This is a genomic window from Pseudomonas sp. B2M1-30 (assembly GCF_025447575.1).
Classification (GTDB): Bacteria; Pseudomonadota; Gammaproteobacteria; order Pseudomonadales; family Pseudomonadaceae; genus Aquipseudomonas; species Aquipseudomonas botevensis.
Window position 1 is genome coordinate 736,297 of sequence record NZ_JAOEJT010000001.1, and the last position, 17,570, is coordinate 753,866.

Genomic DNA, 17,570 nt, shown 5'->3' on the forward strand with positions numbered 1-17,570 from the left:
AGTAGCAAGTCGCTTACTTAGTGACTGATGAGGGTTTTGGCCGTTCCTTTTTTATGACCTTTGATCGCGTTATTGCCAAATGAAAGGTTGAATGCGGAATAAATGCTAATAACCTCTATACGGACAGGCTAAAATGCGCGCCCGGCTAACCGCTGATCCTTTTCTAACGCGCCCCACAAGGTTCGCTACGTGATCGAGTTCCAAAACGTCCACAAGACTTACCGCGTCGCCGGTAAGGACATCCCCGCGCTGCATCCGACCAGTCTGTCGATTGAGAATGGTCAGGTGTTCGGCCTGATTGGCCATTCCGGTGCGGGAAAAAGTACCCTGCTGCGTCTGATCAATCGCCTGGAGGATTCCAGTGGCGGCAAGATCATCGTCGACGGCGAGGAAATCACCGCACTGGACGCCAACGGCCTGCGCCGTTTCCGCCAGCAGGTCGGGATGATCTTCCAGCACTTCAACCTGTTGGCCTCCAAGACCGTGGCCGACAACGTTGCGCTGCCGCTGACCCTGGCCGGCGAGCTGTCGCGTGGCGAGATCGATCAGCGGGTGGCCGAGCTGCTGGCACGGGTCGGCCTGTCCGATCACGCCAGGAAATACCCGGCGCAGTTGTCCGGCGGTCAGAAGCAGCGCGTCGGCATCGCCCGCGCGCTGGCGACCAAGCCGAAGATTCTGCTGTGTGACGAAGCCACCAGCGCCCTCGACCCGCAGACCACCGCCTCGGTGCTGCAACTGTTGGCCGAGATCAACCGCGAACTGAAACTGACCATCGTGTTGATCACCCACGAGATGGACGTGATCCGTCGCGTGTGTGACCAGGTGGCGGTGATGGACGCCGGGGTGATCGTCGAGCAAGGCTCGGTGGCCGAGGTGTTCCTGCATCCGAAACACCCGACCACCAAGCGTTTCGTCCAGGAAGACGAGCAGATCGATGAAGGCGAGCAGCGCGATGACTTCGCGCACGTGCCGGGCCGTATCGTGCGTCTGACCTTCCAGGGCGATGCGACCTACGCGCCACTGCTCGGCACCGTCGCCCGGGAAACCGGTGTGGACTACAGCATCCTGGCCGGTCGTATCGACCGCATCAAAGACATTCCCTACGGGCAACTGACCCTCGCCGTCACCGGTGGCGACATGGACGCGGCGTTCGCCCGCTTCACCGCCGCTGACGTTTACATGGAGGTGTTGCGCTAATGGCAGACCTGATGAGTTTCTTCACCAATATCGACTGGTATGAAATCTGGCTCGCCACCGGCGACACCCTGATGATGCTCGGCGGTTCGCTGCTGTTCACCGTGCTGCTCGGCCTGCCGCTGGGTGTACTGCTGTTTCTGTGCAGCCCGCGCCAGTTGCTCGAAAGCCGTGGTGTCTACGCGATCATGTCGCTGGTGGTGAACATCCTGCGTTCGCTGCCGTTCATCATTCTGTTGATCGTGATGATCCCGTTCACCGTGCTGATCACTGGCACGTCGCTGGGCGTGGCCGGTGCGATTCCGCCGCTGGTGGTGGGCGCGACGCCGTTCTTCGCGCGTCTGGTGGAAACCGCCCTGCGTGAAGTCGATCGCGGCATCATCGAAGCGACCCAGTCGATGGGCGCGACCACCCGGCAGATCATCGTCAATGCCTTGCTGCCGGAAGCCCGTCCGGGCATTTTCGCGGCGATTACGGTGACGGCGATTACACTGGTTTCCTACACGGCGATGGCCGGTGTGGTCGGCGCCGGTGGTCTGGGTGACCTGGCGATCCGTTTCGGCTACCAGCGTTTCCAGACCGACGTGATGATCGTGACCGTGGTGTTGCTGTTGATCCTGGTGCAAGTGTTGCAAATGGTGGGTGATCGTCTGGTCGTCCATTTCTCGCGCAAATAACCGGTTTTGTAATCAAGACATAAGCCGGCCATTCGCTGGCAGGCGCCGGACGGGCGCCTCACAAGGAGTTAGCTGAATGAAAAAACTGATCGTTGCCCTGGCGGCCGTTGCCGCTTTTTCGGCCCACGCCGAAGAACTGACCGTTGCCGCGACCCCGGTGCCGCACGCCGAAATCCTCGAGTTCGTGAAGCCTGCGCTGGCGAAAGAAGGTGTGGATCTGAAGGTGAAGGTGTTCACCGACTACATCCAGCCGAACGTGCAGGTGGCCGAGAAGCGTCTGGACGCCAACTTCTTCCAGCACCAGCCGTACCTCGATGAGTTCAACAAGGCCAAGGGCACCAGCCTGGTTGCCGTGACCGGTGTGCACCTGGAGCCGCTGGGCGCCTACTCCAGCAAGATCAAGAAACTCGACGAGCTGCCAAGCGGCGCCAACGTGGTGATCCCGAACGACGCCACCAACGGCGGCCGTGCGCTGTTGCTGCTGGCCAAGGCTGGCGTGATCACCCTGAAGGATCCGACCAACATCCTGTCGACCGTCAAGGACATCGCGCAGAACCCGAAGGATCTGAAAATCCGTGAACTGGAAGCCGCGACCATCCCGCGTGTGCTGACCCAGGTCGACCTGGCGCTGATCAACACCAACTACGCGCTGGAAGCCAAGCTCGATCCGTCCAAGGATGCCCTGGTGATCGAAGGCAGCGACTCGCCTTACGTCAACATCCTGGTGTCCCGCGCGGACAACAAGGACAGCGCCGCCATGCAGAAACTGGCTGCTGCCCTGCACAGCCCGGAAGTGAAGAAATTCATTACCGAGAAGTACAAGGGTGCGGTGTTGCCAGCGTTCTGATTCGGGCGCTGCAACGAAAAAGGGGACGCCATGGGCGTCCCCTTTTTTGTGCTTTCGATTTGGGTTTTGTAGCGCATTTGAAATCGCGCGCCCCTCACTCCAGCCCTCTCCCGGAGGGAGAGGGAGCCGATCGAGGTGTCTTGTGTCCTGCATCGACCTGAAAGATCTTGGCGATTATGGATTCAAAGCAGTGCGTTCAATTCGGTGTAGGTCGCCAATATTCCCCATTCAATCCCCTCTCCCTCCGGGAGAGGGTTAGGGTGAGGGCGCTTTTGATCTGATTACTTGCGGTCAAGCATCACCGGCAACTGCGCCACCAGCTTGGCATTGTTCAACGGCGCCCGAATAAACCCGCGCTGCGTCCCGTCCGGTCCGATCACCGCCAGATTGCCGCTGTGGTCGACGGTGTAATTCGGCTTGCTCGTATCCGCCGGAATAAACGGAATGCTCACCGCATTGGCAACCTTCTGCAACTCTTCAACCGAGGCCGGCGTCAGACCCACAAACTGCGGATCGAAGTAACCCAGGTACTGCTTGAGCTGCTTGGGGGTGTCGCGGTTCGGGTCGACGCTGACCAGCACGATCTGCAACTTGTCCACAGCCTCTTTCGGCAGTTCGCTCTTGATCTGGCGAAGCTGGGCGAGGGTGGTCGGGCAGATGTCCGGGCAGAAGGTGTAGCCGAAGAACAGCAGGCTCCACTTGCCCTTGAGTTCGTTGACCGTGACCGGTTGGCCGTCCTGATTGGTCATCGTCACGTCCGGCAGGTTACGGCTCTGCGGCAGCAGGATGATGCCGGCGTCGATCAGCGCGGTGGGATCGCCCTGGCCCTTGCCGCTCAGCACTTTGTTGACGGTCAGGCCGAGGATCAGCGCGATCACGGCGACGAGGATGAAGACGGTTTTCTGGGTTCGAGTCATAGGTTCAACAGTAAGTAGTGGTCTACGAGCAGGGCGATGAACAGCAGGAACAAGTAATAAATAGAGTACTTGAAGGTGTTGATCGCCGCGTGCGGCCGACTGCCACGGTACAGCACCACGGCCCATTGCAGAAACCTGGCGCCCAGCGCGAGCGCGCAGACCAGGTACAGCAGGCCGCTCATGTGAATCACGTAGGGCAGCAGACTGACCGCGAGCAGCGCGCCGGTGTACAGCAGAATGTGTACTTTGGTGTAGTGCTCGCCGTGGGTCACCGGCAGCATCGGGATGTCAGCCTTGGCGTATTCCTCTTTGCGATGGATCGCGAGCGCCCAGAAGTGCGGCGGGGTCCAGGCGAAGATGATCAGCACCAGCAGCAACGGTTCGGCGCTGACGTGGCCGGTGGCGGCGGTCCAGCCGAGCAGCGGCGGCGCGGCACCGGCGAGGCCGCCGATGACGATGTTCTGCGGCGTCGCGCGTTTCAGGAAACCGGTGTAGATCACCGCGTAACCGAGCAGCGAGGCCAGGGTCAGCCAGGCGGTCAGCGGGTTGGTGAAGGTCAGCAACAACCCTTGGCCGAGCAATGCCAGCGCCAATGCAAAGGTCAGCGCCGCCACCGGTGACACCCGTCCTTCGGCCAGTGGCCGCTTGTGGGTACGGGCCATCACCGCGTCGATCCGCCGATCCACCACATGGTTGACCGCCGCTGCGCCACCCGCGCACAGCGCAATCCCCAGGTTGCCGAACACCAGCACCGTCCACGGCACGCCGGCGCGGGTCGCGAGGAACATGCCCACCAGCGAGGTGATGAGCATCAGCACCACCACTTTTGGCTTGGTCAGTTCCAGATAATCCCGCCACAGCGCCTGCGCCGGACGTTCGCCGATCAGAATCGCCATGGCGTCTCTCCTTTTATCGTGATGGGCGCGGCCACGTGTTTACCGGGGCTCAGGCGCCAGCGCGCGATCATCGGCTGCTTGACCCGGACCAGACTGGTGCGCGCGTGATAGTTGACCAGCACCATGGTCAGCAACAGCGCCGCGCCGCCCGCGTTATGCGCCACGGCTACCGGCAGCGGCAGGTGGAACAGCACGTTGCTGATGCCCAAGGTGATCTGCGCGGCGAGGGCGACCAGCACCAGCCCGGCCAGGCGCGTCATGCCCACCACCTTCAGTTGCCAGGCCAGGCCCAGCAGCACCAGGGTCACCAGCAGCGCGCCGATGCGGTGGGTCAGGTGAATCGCCGTGCGCGCGTCGCTGTCCAGTTGCCCGCCGAGGTAATTCGGGCCGATGTGCTGGGTCAGGTGAAAACCGTTGGCGAAATCCGCCGGCGGCAGCCATTGGCCGTGGCAGGTCGGGAAGTCGATGCAGGCCACCGCCGCATAGTTGGAACTGACCCAGCCGCCGAGGGCGATCTGGCCGATCACCAGCAACAGTCCGGCGGTCGCCCAGTACTGCAAGCGACGCGGCACGGTCAGCGCCGGCAGTACGCCGGACAGACGCAAGGTCAGCAGAAACAGCAGGCTCAACGTGGCAAAACCGCCGAGCAAGTGCCCGGTGACCACTTGCGGCCAGAGTTTCAGCGTTACCGTCCACATGCCGAACGCAGCCTGGGCGAACACCACCGCCAGCAGGAACAGCGGCAGTTTCAGCGGTTGTCCCGGATGCCGGCGATTGACCCAGGCGCGCCCGGCCAGCAACGAAATCAACATGCCGAGGGTGCCGGCGAAGTAGCGGTGGATCATCTCGTTCCAGCCTTTGTGCGCTTCCACTGGTGAATCGGGGTAGTGCAGTTCGGCATGGGCCAGTTGCGCTTCGCTTTTCGGCACGCTGATAAACCCGTAGCAGCCGGGCCAGTCCGGGCAGCCGAGGCCGGCGTGAGTCAGGCGGGTGTAGGCGCCGAGCAGCACCACAATCAGTGCCAGCAGGGTGGCAAACAACGCGAGGCGAAATCCTGGTTTGGCCATGACGATGCCCTTATCCGATGTTCGACAGTTTCAGCAGGTGACGCAGGTCGTTGAGCAGATCCTTGCCTTTGACGTTCGGGTCATAGCGCAGCACCAGATTGCCGTGGGGATCGATGATCCACAGTTGCGGCGTGGCTTTGTCGCCGGTGGTCTTGCCGAAGGTCGCGGCGTCCAGCGGGTAGCGTTGCAACTGCGGGTATTCGCGGCTCAGCTTGGCTTCGTAATCGGCGGTCAACGGTTGCGCGGCAGCGAGGGCATGGCTGGCGCGGTTGGCATCACGGCCCAGGCCGATCTGGATCTGCCGTGCCAGGTACACCAGTTGCTGGCAGTCCACCGCGCAATCCCTGGGCGCGGTCACCAGCATCTGCCAGGTTTGTTCGTCGGCCTGCACGCCGAGGTCGGCGCGGGTCTGGCCGTTGCCGATCAGTTCGCCGTGATAGCTGCGGCCCTCCGGCACCCAGAACTGCAATTTGTACATGCCGGTGGCGAGGATCATCGGGCCGACCACGCCGAGCAGGATCAACAGCAGTTGAATACGCCCGCGACCGCGCCGGCCCGGGGCTTTGGCTTCAGACATGCTGGGTGGATTCATGGCCGCTCCCATGGTGTTTCTCCTTTGCGTTGTGCCAGCCGAGGTAGAGGTACAGACCGAACAGGGCGGTCGCCATGGCAAACCACTGCACGGCGTAACCCAGGTGTTTTTCCGGCCCCATCGCCACCACCGGCCAGTCGGCCTCATAGCTGGCGGGGCCGGGTTCTGCGCGTAATTCGTAGGCGAAGCCGTCGCGGTCGAGGGACTTCCACAGCCTGGCCGGCTCGACGGCGGTGATGGTTTGCGGCCAGGTATTGCTGGCGGGGTCGGCGTGCAACTGGAAGGTCGCACCGGGAGCGACGTAGACCCAGGCGTCCAGATTCACCGCGTTGCCGGGGGTATTGAATTGCGGCGGCACGCGCCGGTCCGGCCACGCCAGCCAGCCGCGATTGACCAGCAGCCACAAACCGCTGCGCTGATCCTGAAACGGTTGCAGCAACTCGACGCCGACCTTGCCATTGCGCTGACGGTTGTCGAGCAGCAGGCTATGGGCGGCGTCGAACTGCCCATATAGATGTACCCGGCGATAGGCCGGGTCGGCGCTGTGCAGCAGTTCGCTGCTGGCCATCGGGTCGGCGGCGCGGCGTTCGGCGTAACTGGCGAGCAGGGCGGTTTTCTCCGCGCCCCGGCCCAGTTGCCAGAAGCCCAGCGAAATCAGCAGCGGCAGCAGCAAGGCGACCACCACCGTCGGCACCACGCCCGGCCGAAAGCGCTTCATGGCCGCGCCACAGAGTCGGTTTTCGCGAGCGCTATACTCAAATGCATCGCCTTCCCCCGGAGTCTTCCCATGCTCAAAGCAGCGATCGTCCTGATGCTGATTGCCACGGTGATCAGCCTGTTCAGCGGCCTGTTTTTTCTGGTCAAGGACGACAGCAGTTCGAATCGCCTGGTCATCGCCTTGAGCGTTCGGGTCACGCTGGCCGCTGTCACCGTCGGCTTGATCGCCTGGGGATTCTTCAGCGGCCAGCTGGTTTCACATGCGCCCTGGTGAGGTTCAGAGCACGTAGACGAAGATGAACAAGCCGATCCACACCACATCGACGAAGTGCCAGTACCAGCTCGCGGCTTCGAAACCGAACTGGTGATCGGCATCGAAGTGCCCCTTCAGGATGCGCATCAGCATCACGAACAGAATGATCGTGCCGATGGTCACGTGGGCGCCATGGAACCCGGTGAGCATGAAGAACGTCGCGCCGTAGATCCCCGAACCGAGGGTCAGGCCCAGTTCGTGGTAGGCGTGGATGTACTCTTCGGCCTGCAACGCGAGGAACCCGCAGCCCAGTAGCACAGTGATCGCCAGCCACAGTTTCAGCGCACCGCGATGACCTTTCTTAAGGGCGTGGTGGGCGATGGTGATGGTCACGCTGGAGCTCACCAGCAAAATGGTGTTGATCAGCGGCAGGCCCCAGGGGCTGATGACTTCCTTGGGCGGCGGGAACAGTTTCGGGTCCGGGGTGTGCAGCAGCGGCCAGGTGAACTGGAAGTTCGGCCAGAGCATGTGGGCGATGCCCTTGGTGCCTTCACCGCCCAGCGCCGGGCCGGAAATGTGCCGCACGTAGAACAGCGCACCGAAGAAGGCGATGAAGAACATCACCTCGGAAAAAATGAACCAGCTCATGCCCCAGCGAAACGAGCGATCCAGTTGCGGGCTGTACAACCCGGCGCGGCTTTCCTTGATCACTGTGCCGAACCAGCCGAACAGCATGTACGCGAGCAACAGGCCGCCGACGAAAAAGATCAGCGGGCCATGGGATTCCGGGCGCGCTGCCTTCAGATCGTTGAACCAGGTCGCCAGGCCATACACGGTGACGAACATCCCCACCGTGGCGACGATCGGCCATTTGCTCTGGGCCGGAACGTAATAGTGCTCATGAGTTGCCATTTATTGTTCTCCTTATCGGGCACGCTCAACCGCCAGTGTTTACAGCCACCGGAGGATGTCGGGCGGTGATATCGAACAGCGTGTAGGACAGCGTCAGGTGCTTCACGTCCTTGGGCATGTCGCGGTCAACGATGAAACGCACCGGCATTTCGATCTGCTGACCGGGCTGCAGCACCTGCTGGGTAAAGCAAAAACATTCGGTCTTGTGGAAATACGCCGCCGCGGTGCTTGGTGCGATGCTCGGCACGGCCTGGGCGCTCATGGGTTTGTCGGTGGGGTTGCGGGCGATGAAGATCATCTCGTTCACCGCACCGGGGTTGGCCGTCAGTTCGTCATGCTTGGGGTAGAAGTCCCAGGGCATGTCGATGTTGTTGGTCGACAGGAACTGCACCCGCACCTGACGCGAGGTATCGACGACCTGCTCGCCTTCGTACTGCCCGGCGGTCTTGCCGTTGATGCCGAACGCCTTGCACATCACGTCGTAGATCGGCACCAGAGCAAAACCGAAGACAAACATCGCCACCACCACGCCGAGCAGTCGGGTCACCAGTTTCTTCATCGAAATCGAGTCAGCCATGGTGGCAGGCCTCAAAGGCTACAGGTCTCATTTCACTTCCGGCGGCGTGGTGAAGGTGTGGTACGGCGCCGGTGACGGCACGCTCCACTCCAGGCCTTCGGCGCCATCCCACGGCTTGGCCGGTGCCGGCGGGCCGCCGCGAATGGTCTTGATCACGATGAACAGGAAGAAGATCTGCGTGGCGCCGAACATGAATCCGCCGATCGACGACACCATGTTGAAGTCGGCGAATTGCAGGTTGTAGTCCGGAATCCGTCGCGGCATCCCCGCCAGGCCGACGAAGTGCATCGGGAAGAACGTCAGGTTCATGCCGACGAAGGACAGCCAGAAATGCAGCTTGCCCAGGGTTTCGTCGTACATGTGCCCGGTCCATTTCGGCAGCCAGTAGTAGGCCGAGGCGAAGATCCCGAAGATTGCCCCCGGCACCAGTACGTAGTGGAAGTGCGCGACCACGAAGTAGGTGTCCTGGTACTGGAAGTCCGCCGGGGCGATCGCCAGCATCAGCCCGGAGAACCCGCCGATGGAGAACAGGATTACAAACGCCACGGCGAACAGCATCGGCGTCTCGAAGGTCATCGAGCCCTGCCACATGGTGCTGGCCCAGTTGAACACTTTCACCCCGGTCGGCACCGCGATCAGCATGGTCGCGTACATGAAGAACAACTCGCCCACCAGCGGAATGCCCACCACGAACATGTGGTGCGCCCAGACGATGAACGACAGGAACGCGATGCTCGCCGTGGCGTAGACCATCGAGGTGTAGCCGAACAGCGGCTTGCGCGAAAAGGTCGGGATGATCTGGCTGACGGCACCGAAGGCCGGCAGGATCATGATGTACACCTCGGGGTGACCGAAGAACCAGAACACATGCTGGAACAGCACCGGGTCACCGCCGCCGGCGGCACTGAAGAAACTGGTGCCGAAGTGAATGTCCATCAGCATCATCGTCACGCAACCGGCCAGGACCGGCATCACCGCGATCAGCAGGAACGCGGTGATCAGCCAGGTCCAGACGAACAGCGGCATTTTCATCAGCGTCATGCCGGGGGCACGCAGGTTGAGGATGGTGGCGATCACGTTGATCGCGCCCATGATCGAGCTGATCCCCATCAGGTGGATGGCGAAGATGAAATAGGTCACGCTTTCCGGCGCGTAGGTGGTGGACAGCGGCGCGTAGAACGTCCAGCCGAAGTTCGGCCCGCCACCGGCGGTGAACAAGGTCGAGACCAGCAGCAGGAAAGCCGCCGGCAACAGCCAGAAGCTGAAGTTGTTCATCCGTGGCAGGGCCATGTCCGGCGCGCCGATCATCAACGGGATCATCCAGTTGGCGAGGCCGACGAACGCCGGCATCACCGCACCGAACACCATCACCAGACCGTGCATGGTGGTCATCTGGTTGAAGAACGCCGGCTCGACGATCTGCAGGCCGGGCTGGAACAGCTCGGCGCGGATCACCATCGCGAACGAGCCGCCGAGCAGGAACATGCAGAACGCGAACCACAGGTACAGCGTGCCGATGTCCTTGTGGTTGGTGGTCAGTACCCAGCGCATCAGGCCTTTGGCCGGGCCGTGGGCGTGGTCGGCATGACCGTGGTCATCGATTACAGCGCTCATGGCCTGTCTCCTTTAAGCGATTGGGCTGGGCGGCCCGGGGCGCGGTGCCCCGGACGTTGGCTGGATAACGCGATGGGCCGGCTCATTTGCTTTCCGCCTGTTTCAGCTCCAGCACTTCTTTTGGCGTGACCATGTCGCCCTTGTTGTTGCCCCAGGCGTTACGTTCGTAGGTCACGACCGCTGCGATATCGACTTCCGACAGCTGTTTGCCGAACGCCGCCATGGCCGTGCCGGGTTTGCCGTGGAACACCAGACTCAGGTGCGCCTCTTTCGGCCCGGTGGCGATTTTCGAGCCTTTGAGTGCCGGGAACATTGGCGGCAGGCCCTGGCCTTCGGCCTGGTGACAGGCCACGCAGGTGGTGTGGTAGATCTTGTCGCCGCGCTCCTTGAGCTCGTCGAGGGTCCATTCCTTGCTGGTCAGCTCCTTGAGCTGAGCGGCTTCGGCTTTGCGTTCGGCCAGCCATTTGTCGTAGTCGCCCTTCTCCTTGACGTCGACCACGATCGGCATGAAGCCGTGATCCTTGCCGCACAGTTCGGCACATTGCCCACGGTAGAGGCCCGGCTTGTCGATGCGGGTCCAGGCTTCGTTGACGAAACCGGGGATCGCATCGCGCTTGACCGCGAAGGCCGGCACCCACCAGGAGTGGATAACGTCGGCGGAGGTGACGAGGAAGCGCACTTTGGCCCCGACCGGCAGCACCAGCGGCTTGTCGACTTCGAGCAGGTAATGCTCGCCCTTGGCTTCCTTGTTGTGGATCTGTTCGGCGGGGGTGGCCAGGTTGCTGAAGAATTCGACATCCTGGCCCAGGTATTTGTAGTGCCACTTCCACTGATAACCGGTGATCTGGATATCGATATCCGGCTCACTGGTGTCGTACATCTTGATCAGGGTGGCGGTCGCCGGAACGGCCATCGCCACCAGAATCAGCAGCGGCACGACGGTCCAGAGAATTTCGACGGTGGTGCTTTCGTGGAATTTTGCGGCGACCTGCCCGGTGGAACGGCGGTGCACCATCATCGACCAGAACATGGCGCCGAAGACGATGATCCCGATCACCACACAGATCCAGAAAATGGTCATGTGCAGGTCGAATACTGCGTGACTGATTTCAGTCGCTCCAGGCGCCATATTCACAGTCCAGGCCGCATTGGCCTGGCTGAAAATCGACCACAACAGGAGGCCCATCCAGACGTGTGGATGTCGCATCATTGCGGGTTCCCCTTATCGTTCTTGTTATCCCGCCGGCTTTCGCCTGCGGCAAGGGAGCGGCTGCATCAGACTACGAACTTGAATCGCCGGGCCTTGCTGCGGGTGCAGTCGGGCGTCATCAGCTAACTCCATTCACTGGCGAGTATAGACATCGACTGGAAATTGCAATGCGCGGACGTAAATCATCTGAAACAGCTGGCACTTGCGTTCCGGGGCACGATTGGAGAAGGATGCAGACGAGCGGTGGCAAACCGATATAACGCCGGTGCATCAAGGATGAAATAATTATGACAAATGCGTCTTAGCATTTTTCGTAAGCCAGCTAAGTTATGTCTTCCCTATTTCATTGCCTTGTTCCCTGGAGTTTTCATGAACACCGCCGCATTGCGCGAGCAGATCCAAACAGCCCAACAACACGAGGCCGATACCGGCCTGCTGGCACGTCAACTCGAAACAAAACTCCCTCATCTGCACCCGGCAATCCAGCTGCCGGAAGCGGACGCCAACGGCGTGCTGACGCGTTTTGTCGCCGCCTACATCGATGAAGTACCGGACCTGCTGGATGCAGCCAATGAAGTCGCCAGGGAAGCGGGAATCGAATCGCAGATCAAACCGGTGCTGAAAATCGCCGAGCAGTATTTCCTCCAGCCGCCAGCCGTCCTCAACGGTCACGTCGGCCTGGACAGCCTGCTGGACGAAGCCTATCTGGCGCACCGTTTCGTTGAAGAGGTCAACGACCTGTACATCAAGCATTTCGGCCAGCCACTGATCCCCTTGGACATGACGGTCGCCAATCTGATTGCTCACCAATTGATCGGTGAGGAATTTGCCAACCAACTCGACGAAGTGGTGCATCACGCGGTCGACAGCATGCTCGACGACGACAGCTTTGCGCTGGAGTCGGTGGAAGCCTACCGCGAGAAACTCAGCAGCCCGGACACCGGTGCCGCGTGGAAACGCTGGCCGTGCATGGGGCGCCGCCTGGGCGTGGGTCTGGAGTTGGACCAGCCAGCTGCCTGATCCGCGCAAAAAATCGGGGGAACAGATCACTCTGTTCCCCCAAATGTTTTCAGCCCGCCGCACCGATCCCGGTGGTGGTGCGAATCCGGCCTTCAAGCCGTCGCTTCAAGCCGCGTGACTCGATCAGCAGTTTCGACCCCTTGGCCGCGTTCGCCCGGCCCCATTCTTCCAGCAACTCCAGACACGAATGGTCGATGTAGCTCAGGTTATTGAGCGGCACATGCACCGTCACGCCCGGCGGAATGCTGCCCAGCACCTGGGTCAGCGCCGGCACCTTGAGGAAGGTCGCCGCGCCAACCAGACGCAACTCCATCTCGCCATCCTGGGGCAGGTCGATCAGGCTGATCTTCAATCGCGAAGCCTTGAACGCGAGCTTCACCAGGGTCAGCCCGAACCCGATCAGCACGCCGGTCAGCAGGTCGGTGAAGATGATCGCCAGCGCCGTCGCGGCGTAGGTGAACATCGGCATCCGGCCATACCGCCCCAGACCGCGAAAGGCTTTCAGATCCACCAGTTTGAACCCGGTGTAGACCAGCACGCCCGCCAGACTCGCCACCGGAATGCTTTGCAGCACGCTCGACAGCAACAGCACGAACGCCAGTAGCCACAGGCCATGGAAAATCGTCGAGTAACGGGTGGTGGCCCCGGCCTGCACGTTAGCCGAACTGCGCACGATCACCCCGGTCATCGGCAGTGCGCCGACCAGTCCGCAGAGCATGTTACCGACGCCTTGCGCCGACAGCTCACGGTCGAAGTCCGAACGTGGGCCGCTGTGCATCCGATCCACCGCGGCGGCGGACAACAGGGTTTCGGCGCTGGCGATGAAGGCCACGGCAAACGCGGCGATCAGCAGGGTCGGATCGGCCAGGCTGAGCAGATCTGTCGGGGTCAGCCAGTCGATCGCTTCCGCCAGATTCGCCGGCACCTCGACCCGTTTCACCTGCAACGCCAGCATCAGGCTGGCGCCCGTCGCCAGACCGACACCGAGCAACGCGCCGGGAATGAAGCGCAACGAATGCGGGCGGAATTTCTCCCACAACCACATCACCGCAATCGTCGACAACCCGAGCAATCCGGCCTGCCAGCCAAACGACGGCAACGCCTGCGCCACCGCGCCGGGGAACGCCGTCAGGTTATCCAGACCGGAAGGTTGTGGCTTGGCATCGAGCATCACATGCACCTGGGACAGCACGATCAGCACACCAATCCCGGCGAGCATGCCGTACACCACGGCTGGCGCGGTGACCCGAAACCAGCAACCGAGCTTCAGACGCCCGGCCACCAGTTGCAGAAAACCGGCGAGCAGCAGGATCGGCCCGAGCATCTCGATACCGTGCTGGCGCACCAGCTCGAACACCAGCACCGCCAGACCCGCCGCCGGCCCGCTGACTTGCAGCGGCGAACCGGCCAGCCAGCCGACCACCAGACCACCGATGATCCCGGTGATCAGCCCCTTGGCCGGCGGCAACCCGGAAGCGATGGCGATACCCATGCACAGCGGCAGGGCGACAAGGAACACCACCACCGAAGCCAGCAGCTCCCGTGGCAGAACAGCTTTCAATTGAGCAGCACGCATGATGACTCTCCCGAAGTTTTCTTCAGGCGTGGGGAGGCCGGGCCGCTGAAACAGCGACCGGCATCAGACCACACGGATTTTTAGGAGGATTTAGAAGCGCGCTTTGGGCGTCGCCACCGGAATCGGATGGCTGCCGTCGAGCGGCAGGAAACAGGCTTTGTCCGCGTCGTAGGCTTTGATTTCGCTGGTTTCGATGTTGTAGACCCAGCCATGGATGAACAGATGACCGTTCGCCATGCGCGAGGCTACCGAAGGATGGGTACGCAAGTGCTGCAATTGGGCGATGACGTTTTCCTCGGTGAGGATCGGCATGCTTTCTTTTTCGTCGGCGCAGTTGCAGTTGTCCTGCACCATGGTTTTCGCGACTTCGGCGTGGCGCAGCCAGGCTTTGACCGTCGGCATTTTTTCCAGGCTGTCCGGGTTGAGTACCGCGCGCATCGCGCCGCAATCGGAATGGCCGCAGATGATGATGTGTTGCACGCCGAGGGCCAGCACCGCGTATTCGATGGCGGTGGAAACGCCACCGTTCATCTGGCCGTAAGGCGGTACGACGTTACCGACGTTGCGCGTCACGAACAAATCGCCAGGGGAGCTGTGGGTAATCAGCTCGGGCACGATGCGCGAGTCGGCGCAGGTGATGAACATCGCGCGTGGCGACTGGGCCGTGGCGAGTTTCTTGAAGAGTTCTTCCTGCTGTGGAAAGACCTCATGATGAAAATGCAAAAAGCCGTCAACAATGTGTTTCAGCGCTGCATCGGCGGATTCCGCCACAGGTTGTGGAGATGCCGACGCAGCCAACGGCTGTTTATCCTTGTCACTCATGATTCATCCTCTTTGGCGGATTCAGGGAGTCTTCCCGTGTAGTCCGGTGGAAGCCAGTGGCTGTTTACAACATCCGGGTCATCCCGACCCGTCAGTCACTCGATGAACAAGGTAGCGGCCGAAACTTAACTCAAACTGAATCAAGCGCTCTAGAACGTGTGTTCCAGGTCACAAAAAACGTGACCGACGTAAACCGGGCCAAGCCATTCCAGCGACTTAACCATAGGTCAATTGTCGCTAAATCAACGCCATCTGGCGACCCGGCGGACAGAAGGCCGTGCAATCGAGGTTGAACCCCTCCCGATGATTGAGCCCCAGGTGTTTGATGGCTTTGTTGAAGCGCTGCGCCAGCAGGTCGGCGAACGGCCCTTCACCGCGCATGCGGGCGCCGAAACGGCTGTCGTACAGTTCACCGCCCCGGCTCTGGCGGATCAGGCTCAACACATGAGCAGCCCGTTGCGGGTAGTGCGCCTGCAACCATTCCTCGAACAGCGGTGCCACTTCCAGCGGCAGGCGCAGCATCATGTAGGCGGCGCTCTGCGCGCCGGCGGCGTGGGCTTCGGTCAAAAGACTTTCGATCTCGCTGTCGTTGATCATCGGAATCATCGGCGAGCACAGCACGCCGACCGGAATTCCCGCCTCGCGCATCACCCGGATCGCCCGCAACCGGGCCTTGGGCGCGGCGGCACGGGGTTCGAGGATGCGTTTGAGTTCGTCGTCCAGGGTGGTCAGGCTGATCATCACCGCTACCAGTCGTTGCTGCGCCAATTCGGTGAGCAGGTCGAGATCGCGCAGGATCAGTGAACCCTTGGTGACGATGGTCACCGGATGCCGATAGCGCAGCAGCACTTCGAGGGTCTGGCGGGTGAGCCGCTGTTCGCGTTCGATCGGCTGATACGGATCGGTGTTGGAGCCGAGATTGATCGGTGCGCACTGATAACCGCGTTTGCTCAACTGTTCTTCCAGCACCTGGGCGGCGTTGGTTTTGGCGATCAGTCTGGTTTCGAAGTCCAGCCCTGGCGACATGTCCCAATAGGCATGGCTGGGGCGGGCGTAGCAGTAGATGCAACCGTGCTCGCAGCCGCGATAGGGGTTGATCGAACGGTCGAAGGGCAGGTCGGGCGAGGTGTTGCGGGTGATGATGGATTTCGCCGTTTCAAAGCGGATTTCGGTGCTTTGGGTCTGCGGCACCTCCTGATACCAGCCGTCATCCTCGACCACCGAACGATTCGGCGCGAAGCGGTTGTGCGGGTTGCTGGCGGTGCCGCGACCGCGCGGGGGAAGTGGAGCAGACATGGCAGCGCCTCGATACTGTTTGTATATACAGTATCGAGGCGCAGTGCATCTGACCAGTGCCGTTGGGCGACTCGTCAGTTGTGCCGGGTCACCTGACCGAGGTCATCGTTCGAGGTGTGCTGCATGTCTTCCTTGCGCAACTCGGCGACATCGGCGGCCTCGACCGGCGCACCTTTGTTGCCCCAGCTGCCACGGATGAAGCTCACCACGTCCGCCACTTCCTGATCCGACAGGCGCCAGGCGAAGCCCGGCATGGTGAAGGTTGACGGTGCGGCGTGGGTGGCCGGCAGGGTGCCGCCCTTGAGTACGATGTGAATCAGCGAGGTCGGGTCGTCCGATTGCAGCACCGGGTTGCCCGCCAGCGCCGGGAACACGCGGGTGTAACCGTGGCCGTCGGTGCGGTGGCAGGCGGCGCAGTTGTCGATGTACACCGAGGCGCCGCGCTGGCTGTCGTCACCGTTCCACAGGGCCTTGGCGGCCTTTTCATCGTACTGGTGCGGCTGGTCGGCCGGGTTGCTGGCCGGCAGCGATTTCAGATAGCGGGCGATCGCGGTCAGGTCGGCATCGGTCATGTACTGCATGCTGTGGGTGACCACATCGCTCATGCCGCCGAACACCGCACTGCGGTCGCTGCGCCCGGTCTTGAGGAATTGCACCAGTTGCGCTTCGCTCCAGCTGCCGAGACCGTCCTTGTGATCGCCGCGCAGGCTTTTGGCAATCCAGCCTTCCAGCGGTGCGCTGCCTGCCAGAAAATGGCTGCCATCCGCGGCACTCAGGGATTTTTCCTGCATGGTCAGGGCACGCGGCGTATGGCACGCGCCGCAATGTCCGAGGCCTTCCACCAGATACGCCCCACGATCGACGACGGCATCTGTGCCGCTTGCCTTGTAGTCCTCGACCTTCGGCGCAAACATCCAGCGCCAGCCCGTCAGCGGCCAGCGCATGCTCAATGGCCACGGAATGTCGCTGGCCTTGTTGTCCTGTGCCACCGGTTTAACGCCGTGCATGAAGTAGGCATACAACGCCTTCATGTCGGTTTCGCTGACGCGGGCGTAGGACGGATACGGCATGGCCGGGTACAAGGTACTAGCGTTTTTGGCGACACCATGGCGCACGGCCTGGTCGAAGTCCTCGAAGCTGTAATCACCGACGCCGGTTTTGTCCGGGGTGATATTGGTCGAGTAGATCGTGCCGATCGGGGTTTCCATCGGCAGGCCACCGGCAAACGGCTTGCCGTTCTTGGCGGTATGGCAGGCCACGCAGTCGCCGGCACGGGCGAGGTATTCGCCCTGTTTGATCAAGGCCTGATCCGCTTCGGCGGCGTAAATGCCGGTGCTGCCGAGCAGCGCCAGGGTGGCGATAACGAGAGTCTTCATGGTCATC

At 61.7% G+C, this 17,570-nt stretch carries 18 protein-coding genes; 5 read left to right on the forward strand and 13 right to left on the reverse strand.

Features of this window, described 5'->3' with window-relative positions:
• Positions 1 to 189 precede the first annotated feature (189 nt).
• From N8H74_RS03400 to N8H74_RS03410, 3 genes are all read left to right on the forward strand, one after another.
• The gene (locus tag N8H74_RS03400) at positions 190 to 1,197 is read left to right on the forward strand and encodes a methionine ABC transporter ATP-binding protein (RefSeq protein ID WP_262146199.1); all 1,008 of its coding nucleotides are present in this window, start codon (positions 190 to 192) and stop codon (positions 1,195 to 1,197) included.
• On the forward strand, positions 1,197 to 1,871 hold the full coding sequence (locus N8H74_RS03405; protein WP_217828991.1) for a methionine ABC transporter permease: 675 nt from the start codon (positions 1,197 to 1,199) through the stop codon (positions 1,869 to 1,871). Before N8H74_RS03400 ends, N8H74_RS03405 begins: the two co-directional genes overlap by 1 nt.
• 76 nt (positions 1,872 to 1,947) lie before the next feature.
• Positions 1,948 to 2,718 carry a MetQ/NlpA family ABC transporter substrate-binding protein gene (locus tag N8H74_RS03410; RefSeq protein WP_217828990.1) on the forward strand — a complete coding sequence of 257 codons (771 nt, stop codon included), beginning with the start codon at positions 1,948 to 1,950 and terminating at the stop codon, positions 2,716 to 2,718.
• 281 nt (positions 2,719 to 2,999) lie between these two features.
• Here N8H74_RS03410 and N8H74_RS03415 read toward each other — a convergent pair whose 3' ends face one another.
• The 5 genes from N8H74_RS03415 to N8H74_RS03435 are packed head-to-tail and all read right to left on the reverse strand — an operon-like array spanning position 3,000 to position 6,908.
• On the reverse strand, positions 3,000 to 3,635 hold the full coding sequence (locus N8H74_RS03415; RefSeq protein ID WP_262146201.1) for an SCO family protein: 636 nt from the start codon (positions 3,633 to 3,635) through the stop codon (positions 3,000 to 3,002).
• Positions 3,632 to 4,531 carry a heme o synthase gene (gene cyoE, locus N8H74_RS03420; RefSeq protein WP_217828988.1) on the reverse strand — a complete coding sequence of 300 codons (900 nt, stop codon included), beginning with the start codon at positions 4,529 to 4,531 and terminating at the stop codon, positions 3,632 to 3,634. The genes N8H74_RS03415 and cyoE overlap by 4 nt, the downstream gene beginning before the upstream one ends.
• A complete protein-coding gene (locus tag N8H74_RS03425; protein ID WP_262146202.1) occupies positions 4,519 to 5,598 on the reverse strand; it encodes a COX15/CtaA family protein in 1,080 nt (359 codons plus the stop codon). The genes cyoE and N8H74_RS03425 overlap by 13 nt, the downstream gene beginning before the upstream one ends.
• A 10-nt stretch (positions 5,599 to 5,608) precedes the next feature.
• Positions 5,609 to 6,202: a hypothetical protein gene (locus N8H74_RS03430; protein WP_217828986.1), complete on the reverse strand. Its 594-nt coding sequence runs from the start codon at positions 6,200 to 6,202 to the stop codon at positions 5,609 to 5,611.
• Complete coding sequence (locus tag N8H74_RS03435) at positions 6,168 to 6,908, reverse strand: SURF1 family protein (RefSeq protein WP_262146204.1); 741 nt, start codon at positions 6,906 to 6,908, stop codon at positions 6,168 to 6,170. The genes N8H74_RS03430 and N8H74_RS03435 overlap by 35 nt, the downstream gene beginning before the upstream one ends.
• A 69-nt stretch (positions 6,909 to 6,977) precedes the next feature.
• On the opposite strand from N8H74_RS03435, the gene N8H74_RS03440 reads away from it, so the two are divergent.
• On the forward strand, positions 6,978 to 7,181 hold the full coding sequence (locus N8H74_RS03440; RefSeq protein WP_262146205.1) for a twin transmembrane helix small protein: 204 nt from the start codon (positions 6,978 to 6,980) through the stop codon (positions 7,179 to 7,181).
• 3 nt (positions 7,182 to 7,184) lie between these two features.
• Here N8H74_RS03440 and N8H74_RS03445 read toward each other — a convergent pair whose 3' ends face one another.
• The 4 genes from N8H74_RS03445 to coxB all read right to left on the reverse strand — a co-directional run bounded on the left by N8H74_RS03445 (position 7,185) and on the right by coxB (position 11,473).
• Positions 7,185 to 8,072 (reverse strand): cytochrome c oxidase subunit 3, encoded by an 888-nt coding sequence (locus N8H74_RS03445; RefSeq protein WP_217828983.1) that lies wholly within the window; start codon positions 8,070 to 8,072, stop codon positions 7,185 to 7,187.
• Positions 8,073 to 8,097: 25 nt separating this feature from the next.
• Positions 8,098 to 8,649: a cytochrome c oxidase assembly protein gene (locus N8H74_RS03450; protein ID WP_262146206.1), complete on the reverse strand. Its 552-nt coding sequence runs from the start codon at positions 8,647 to 8,649 to the stop codon at positions 8,098 to 8,100.
• A 27-nt stretch (positions 8,650 to 8,676) separates the two neighbouring features.
• On the reverse strand, positions 8,677 to 10,263 hold the full coding sequence (gene ctaD, locus N8H74_RS03455; protein WP_217828981.1) for a cytochrome c oxidase subunit I: 1,587 nt from the start codon (positions 10,261 to 10,263) through the stop codon (positions 8,677 to 8,679).
• Between the two features lie 82 nt (positions 10,264 to 10,345).
• Positions 10,346 to 11,473, reverse strand: coding sequence for a cytochrome c oxidase subunit II (coxB, locus tag N8H74_RS03460; RefSeq protein WP_217828980.1), 1,128 nt, complete (start codon positions 11,471 to 11,473; stop codon positions 10,346 to 10,348).
• Between the two features lie 369 nt (positions 11,474 to 11,842).
• Between coxB and N8H74_RS03465 the strand changes: the two genes are divergently transcribed.
• On the forward strand, positions 11,843 to 12,493 hold the full coding sequence (locus N8H74_RS03465) for a hypothetical protein (protein ID WP_217828979.1): 651 nt from the start codon (positions 11,843 to 11,845) through the stop codon (positions 12,491 to 12,493).
• Positions 12,494 to 12,542: 49 nt separating this feature from the next.
• On the opposite strand, the gene N8H74_RS03470 is transcribed toward N8H74_RS03465, so the two are convergent.
• From N8H74_RS03470 to N8H74_RS03485, 4 genes are all read right to left on the reverse strand, one after another.
• Positions 12,543 to 14,069 carry a SulP family inorganic anion transporter gene (locus N8H74_RS03470; protein ID WP_262146207.1) on the reverse strand — a complete coding sequence of 509 codons (1,527 nt, stop codon included), beginning with the start codon at positions 14,067 to 14,069 and terminating at the stop codon, positions 12,543 to 12,545.
• 90 nt (positions 14,070 to 14,159) lie between these two features.
• Complete coding sequence (locus N8H74_RS03475; protein ID WP_217828977.1) at positions 14,160 to 14,891, reverse strand: carbonic anhydrase; 732 nt, start codon at positions 14,889 to 14,891, stop codon at positions 14,160 to 14,162.
• A gap of 237 nt (positions 14,892 to 15,128) precedes the next feature.
• On the reverse strand, positions 15,129 to 16,187 hold the full coding sequence (locus N8H74_RS03480; protein WP_262146208.1) for a PA0069 family radical SAM protein: 1,059 nt from the start codon (positions 16,185 to 16,187) through the stop codon (positions 15,129 to 15,131).
• A 74-nt stretch (positions 16,188 to 16,261) separates the two neighbouring features.
• Positions 16,262 to 17,563: a cytochrome c gene (locus N8H74_RS03485; protein ID WP_262146209.1), complete on the reverse strand. Its 1,302-nt coding sequence runs from the start codon at positions 17,561 to 17,563 to the stop codon at positions 16,262 to 16,264.
• Positions 17,564 to 17,570 lie beyond the last annotated feature (7 nt).

Coding starts and splice junctions, on each gene's coding strand:
- N8H74_RS03475 (WP_217828977.1), bottom strand. CDS start 14,891: ATGAGTGACAAGGATAAACAGCCGTTGGCTGCGTCGGCATCTCCACAA.
- N8H74_RS03440 (WP_262146205.1), top strand. CDS start 6,978: ATGCTCAAAGCAGCGATCGTCCTGATGCTGATTGCCACGGTGATCAGC.
- N8H74_RS03415 (WP_262146201.1), bottom strand. CDS start 3,635: ATGACTCGAACCCAGAAAACCGTCTTCATCCTCGTCGCCGTGATCGCG.
- cyoE (WP_217828988.1), bottom strand. CDS start 4,531: ATGGCGATTCTGATCGGCGAACGTCCGGCGCAGGCGCTGTGGCGGGAT.
- N8H74_RS03465 (WP_217828979.1), top strand. CDS start 11,843: ATGAACACCGCCGCATTGCGCGAGCAGATCCAAACAGCCCAACAACAC.
- N8H74_RS03480 (WP_262146208.1), bottom strand. CDS start 16,187: ATGTCTGCTCCACTTCCCCCGCGCGGTCGCGGCACCGCCAGCAACCCG.
- N8H74_RS03425 (WP_262146202.1), bottom strand. CDS start 5,598: ATGGCCAAACCAGGATTTCGCCTCGCGTTGTTTGCCACCCTGCTGGCA.
- N8H74_RS03485 (WP_262146209.1), bottom strand. CDS start 17,563: ATGAAGACTCTCGTTATCGCCACCCTGGCGCTGCTCGGCAGCACCGGC.
- N8H74_RS03450 (WP_262146206.1), bottom strand. CDS start 8,649: ATGGCTGACTCGATTTCGATGAAGAAACTGGTGACCCGACTGCTCGGC.
- N8H74_RS03435 (WP_262146204.1), bottom strand. CDS start 6,908: ATGAAGCGCTTTCGGCCGGGCGTGGTGCCGACGGTGGTGGTCGCCTTG.
- ctaD (WP_217828981.1), bottom strand. CDS start 10,263: ATGAGCGCTGTAATCGATGACCACGGTCATGCCGACCACGCCCACGGC.
- N8H74_RS03410 (WP_217828990.1), top strand. CDS start 1,948: ATGAAAAAACTGATCGTTGCCCTGGCGGCCGTTGCCGCTTTTTCGGCC.
- N8H74_RS03445 (WP_217828983.1), bottom strand. CDS start 8,072: ATGGCAACTCATGAGCACTATTACGTTCCGGCCCAGAGCAAATGGCCG.
- N8H74_RS03405 (WP_217828991.1), top strand. CDS start 1,197: ATGGCAGACCTGATGAGTTTCTTCACCAATATCGACTGGTATGAAATC.
- N8H74_RS03430 (WP_217828986.1), bottom strand. CDS start 6,202: ATGGGAGCGGCCATGAATCCACCCAGCATGTCTGAAGCCAAAGCCCCG.
- N8H74_RS03470 (WP_262146207.1), bottom strand. CDS start 14,069: ATGCGTGCTGCTCAATTGAAAGCTGTTCTGCCACGGGAGCTGCTGGCT.
- coxB (WP_217828980.1), bottom strand. CDS start 11,473: ATGATGCGACATCCACACGTCTGGATGGGCCTCCTGTTGTGGTCGATT.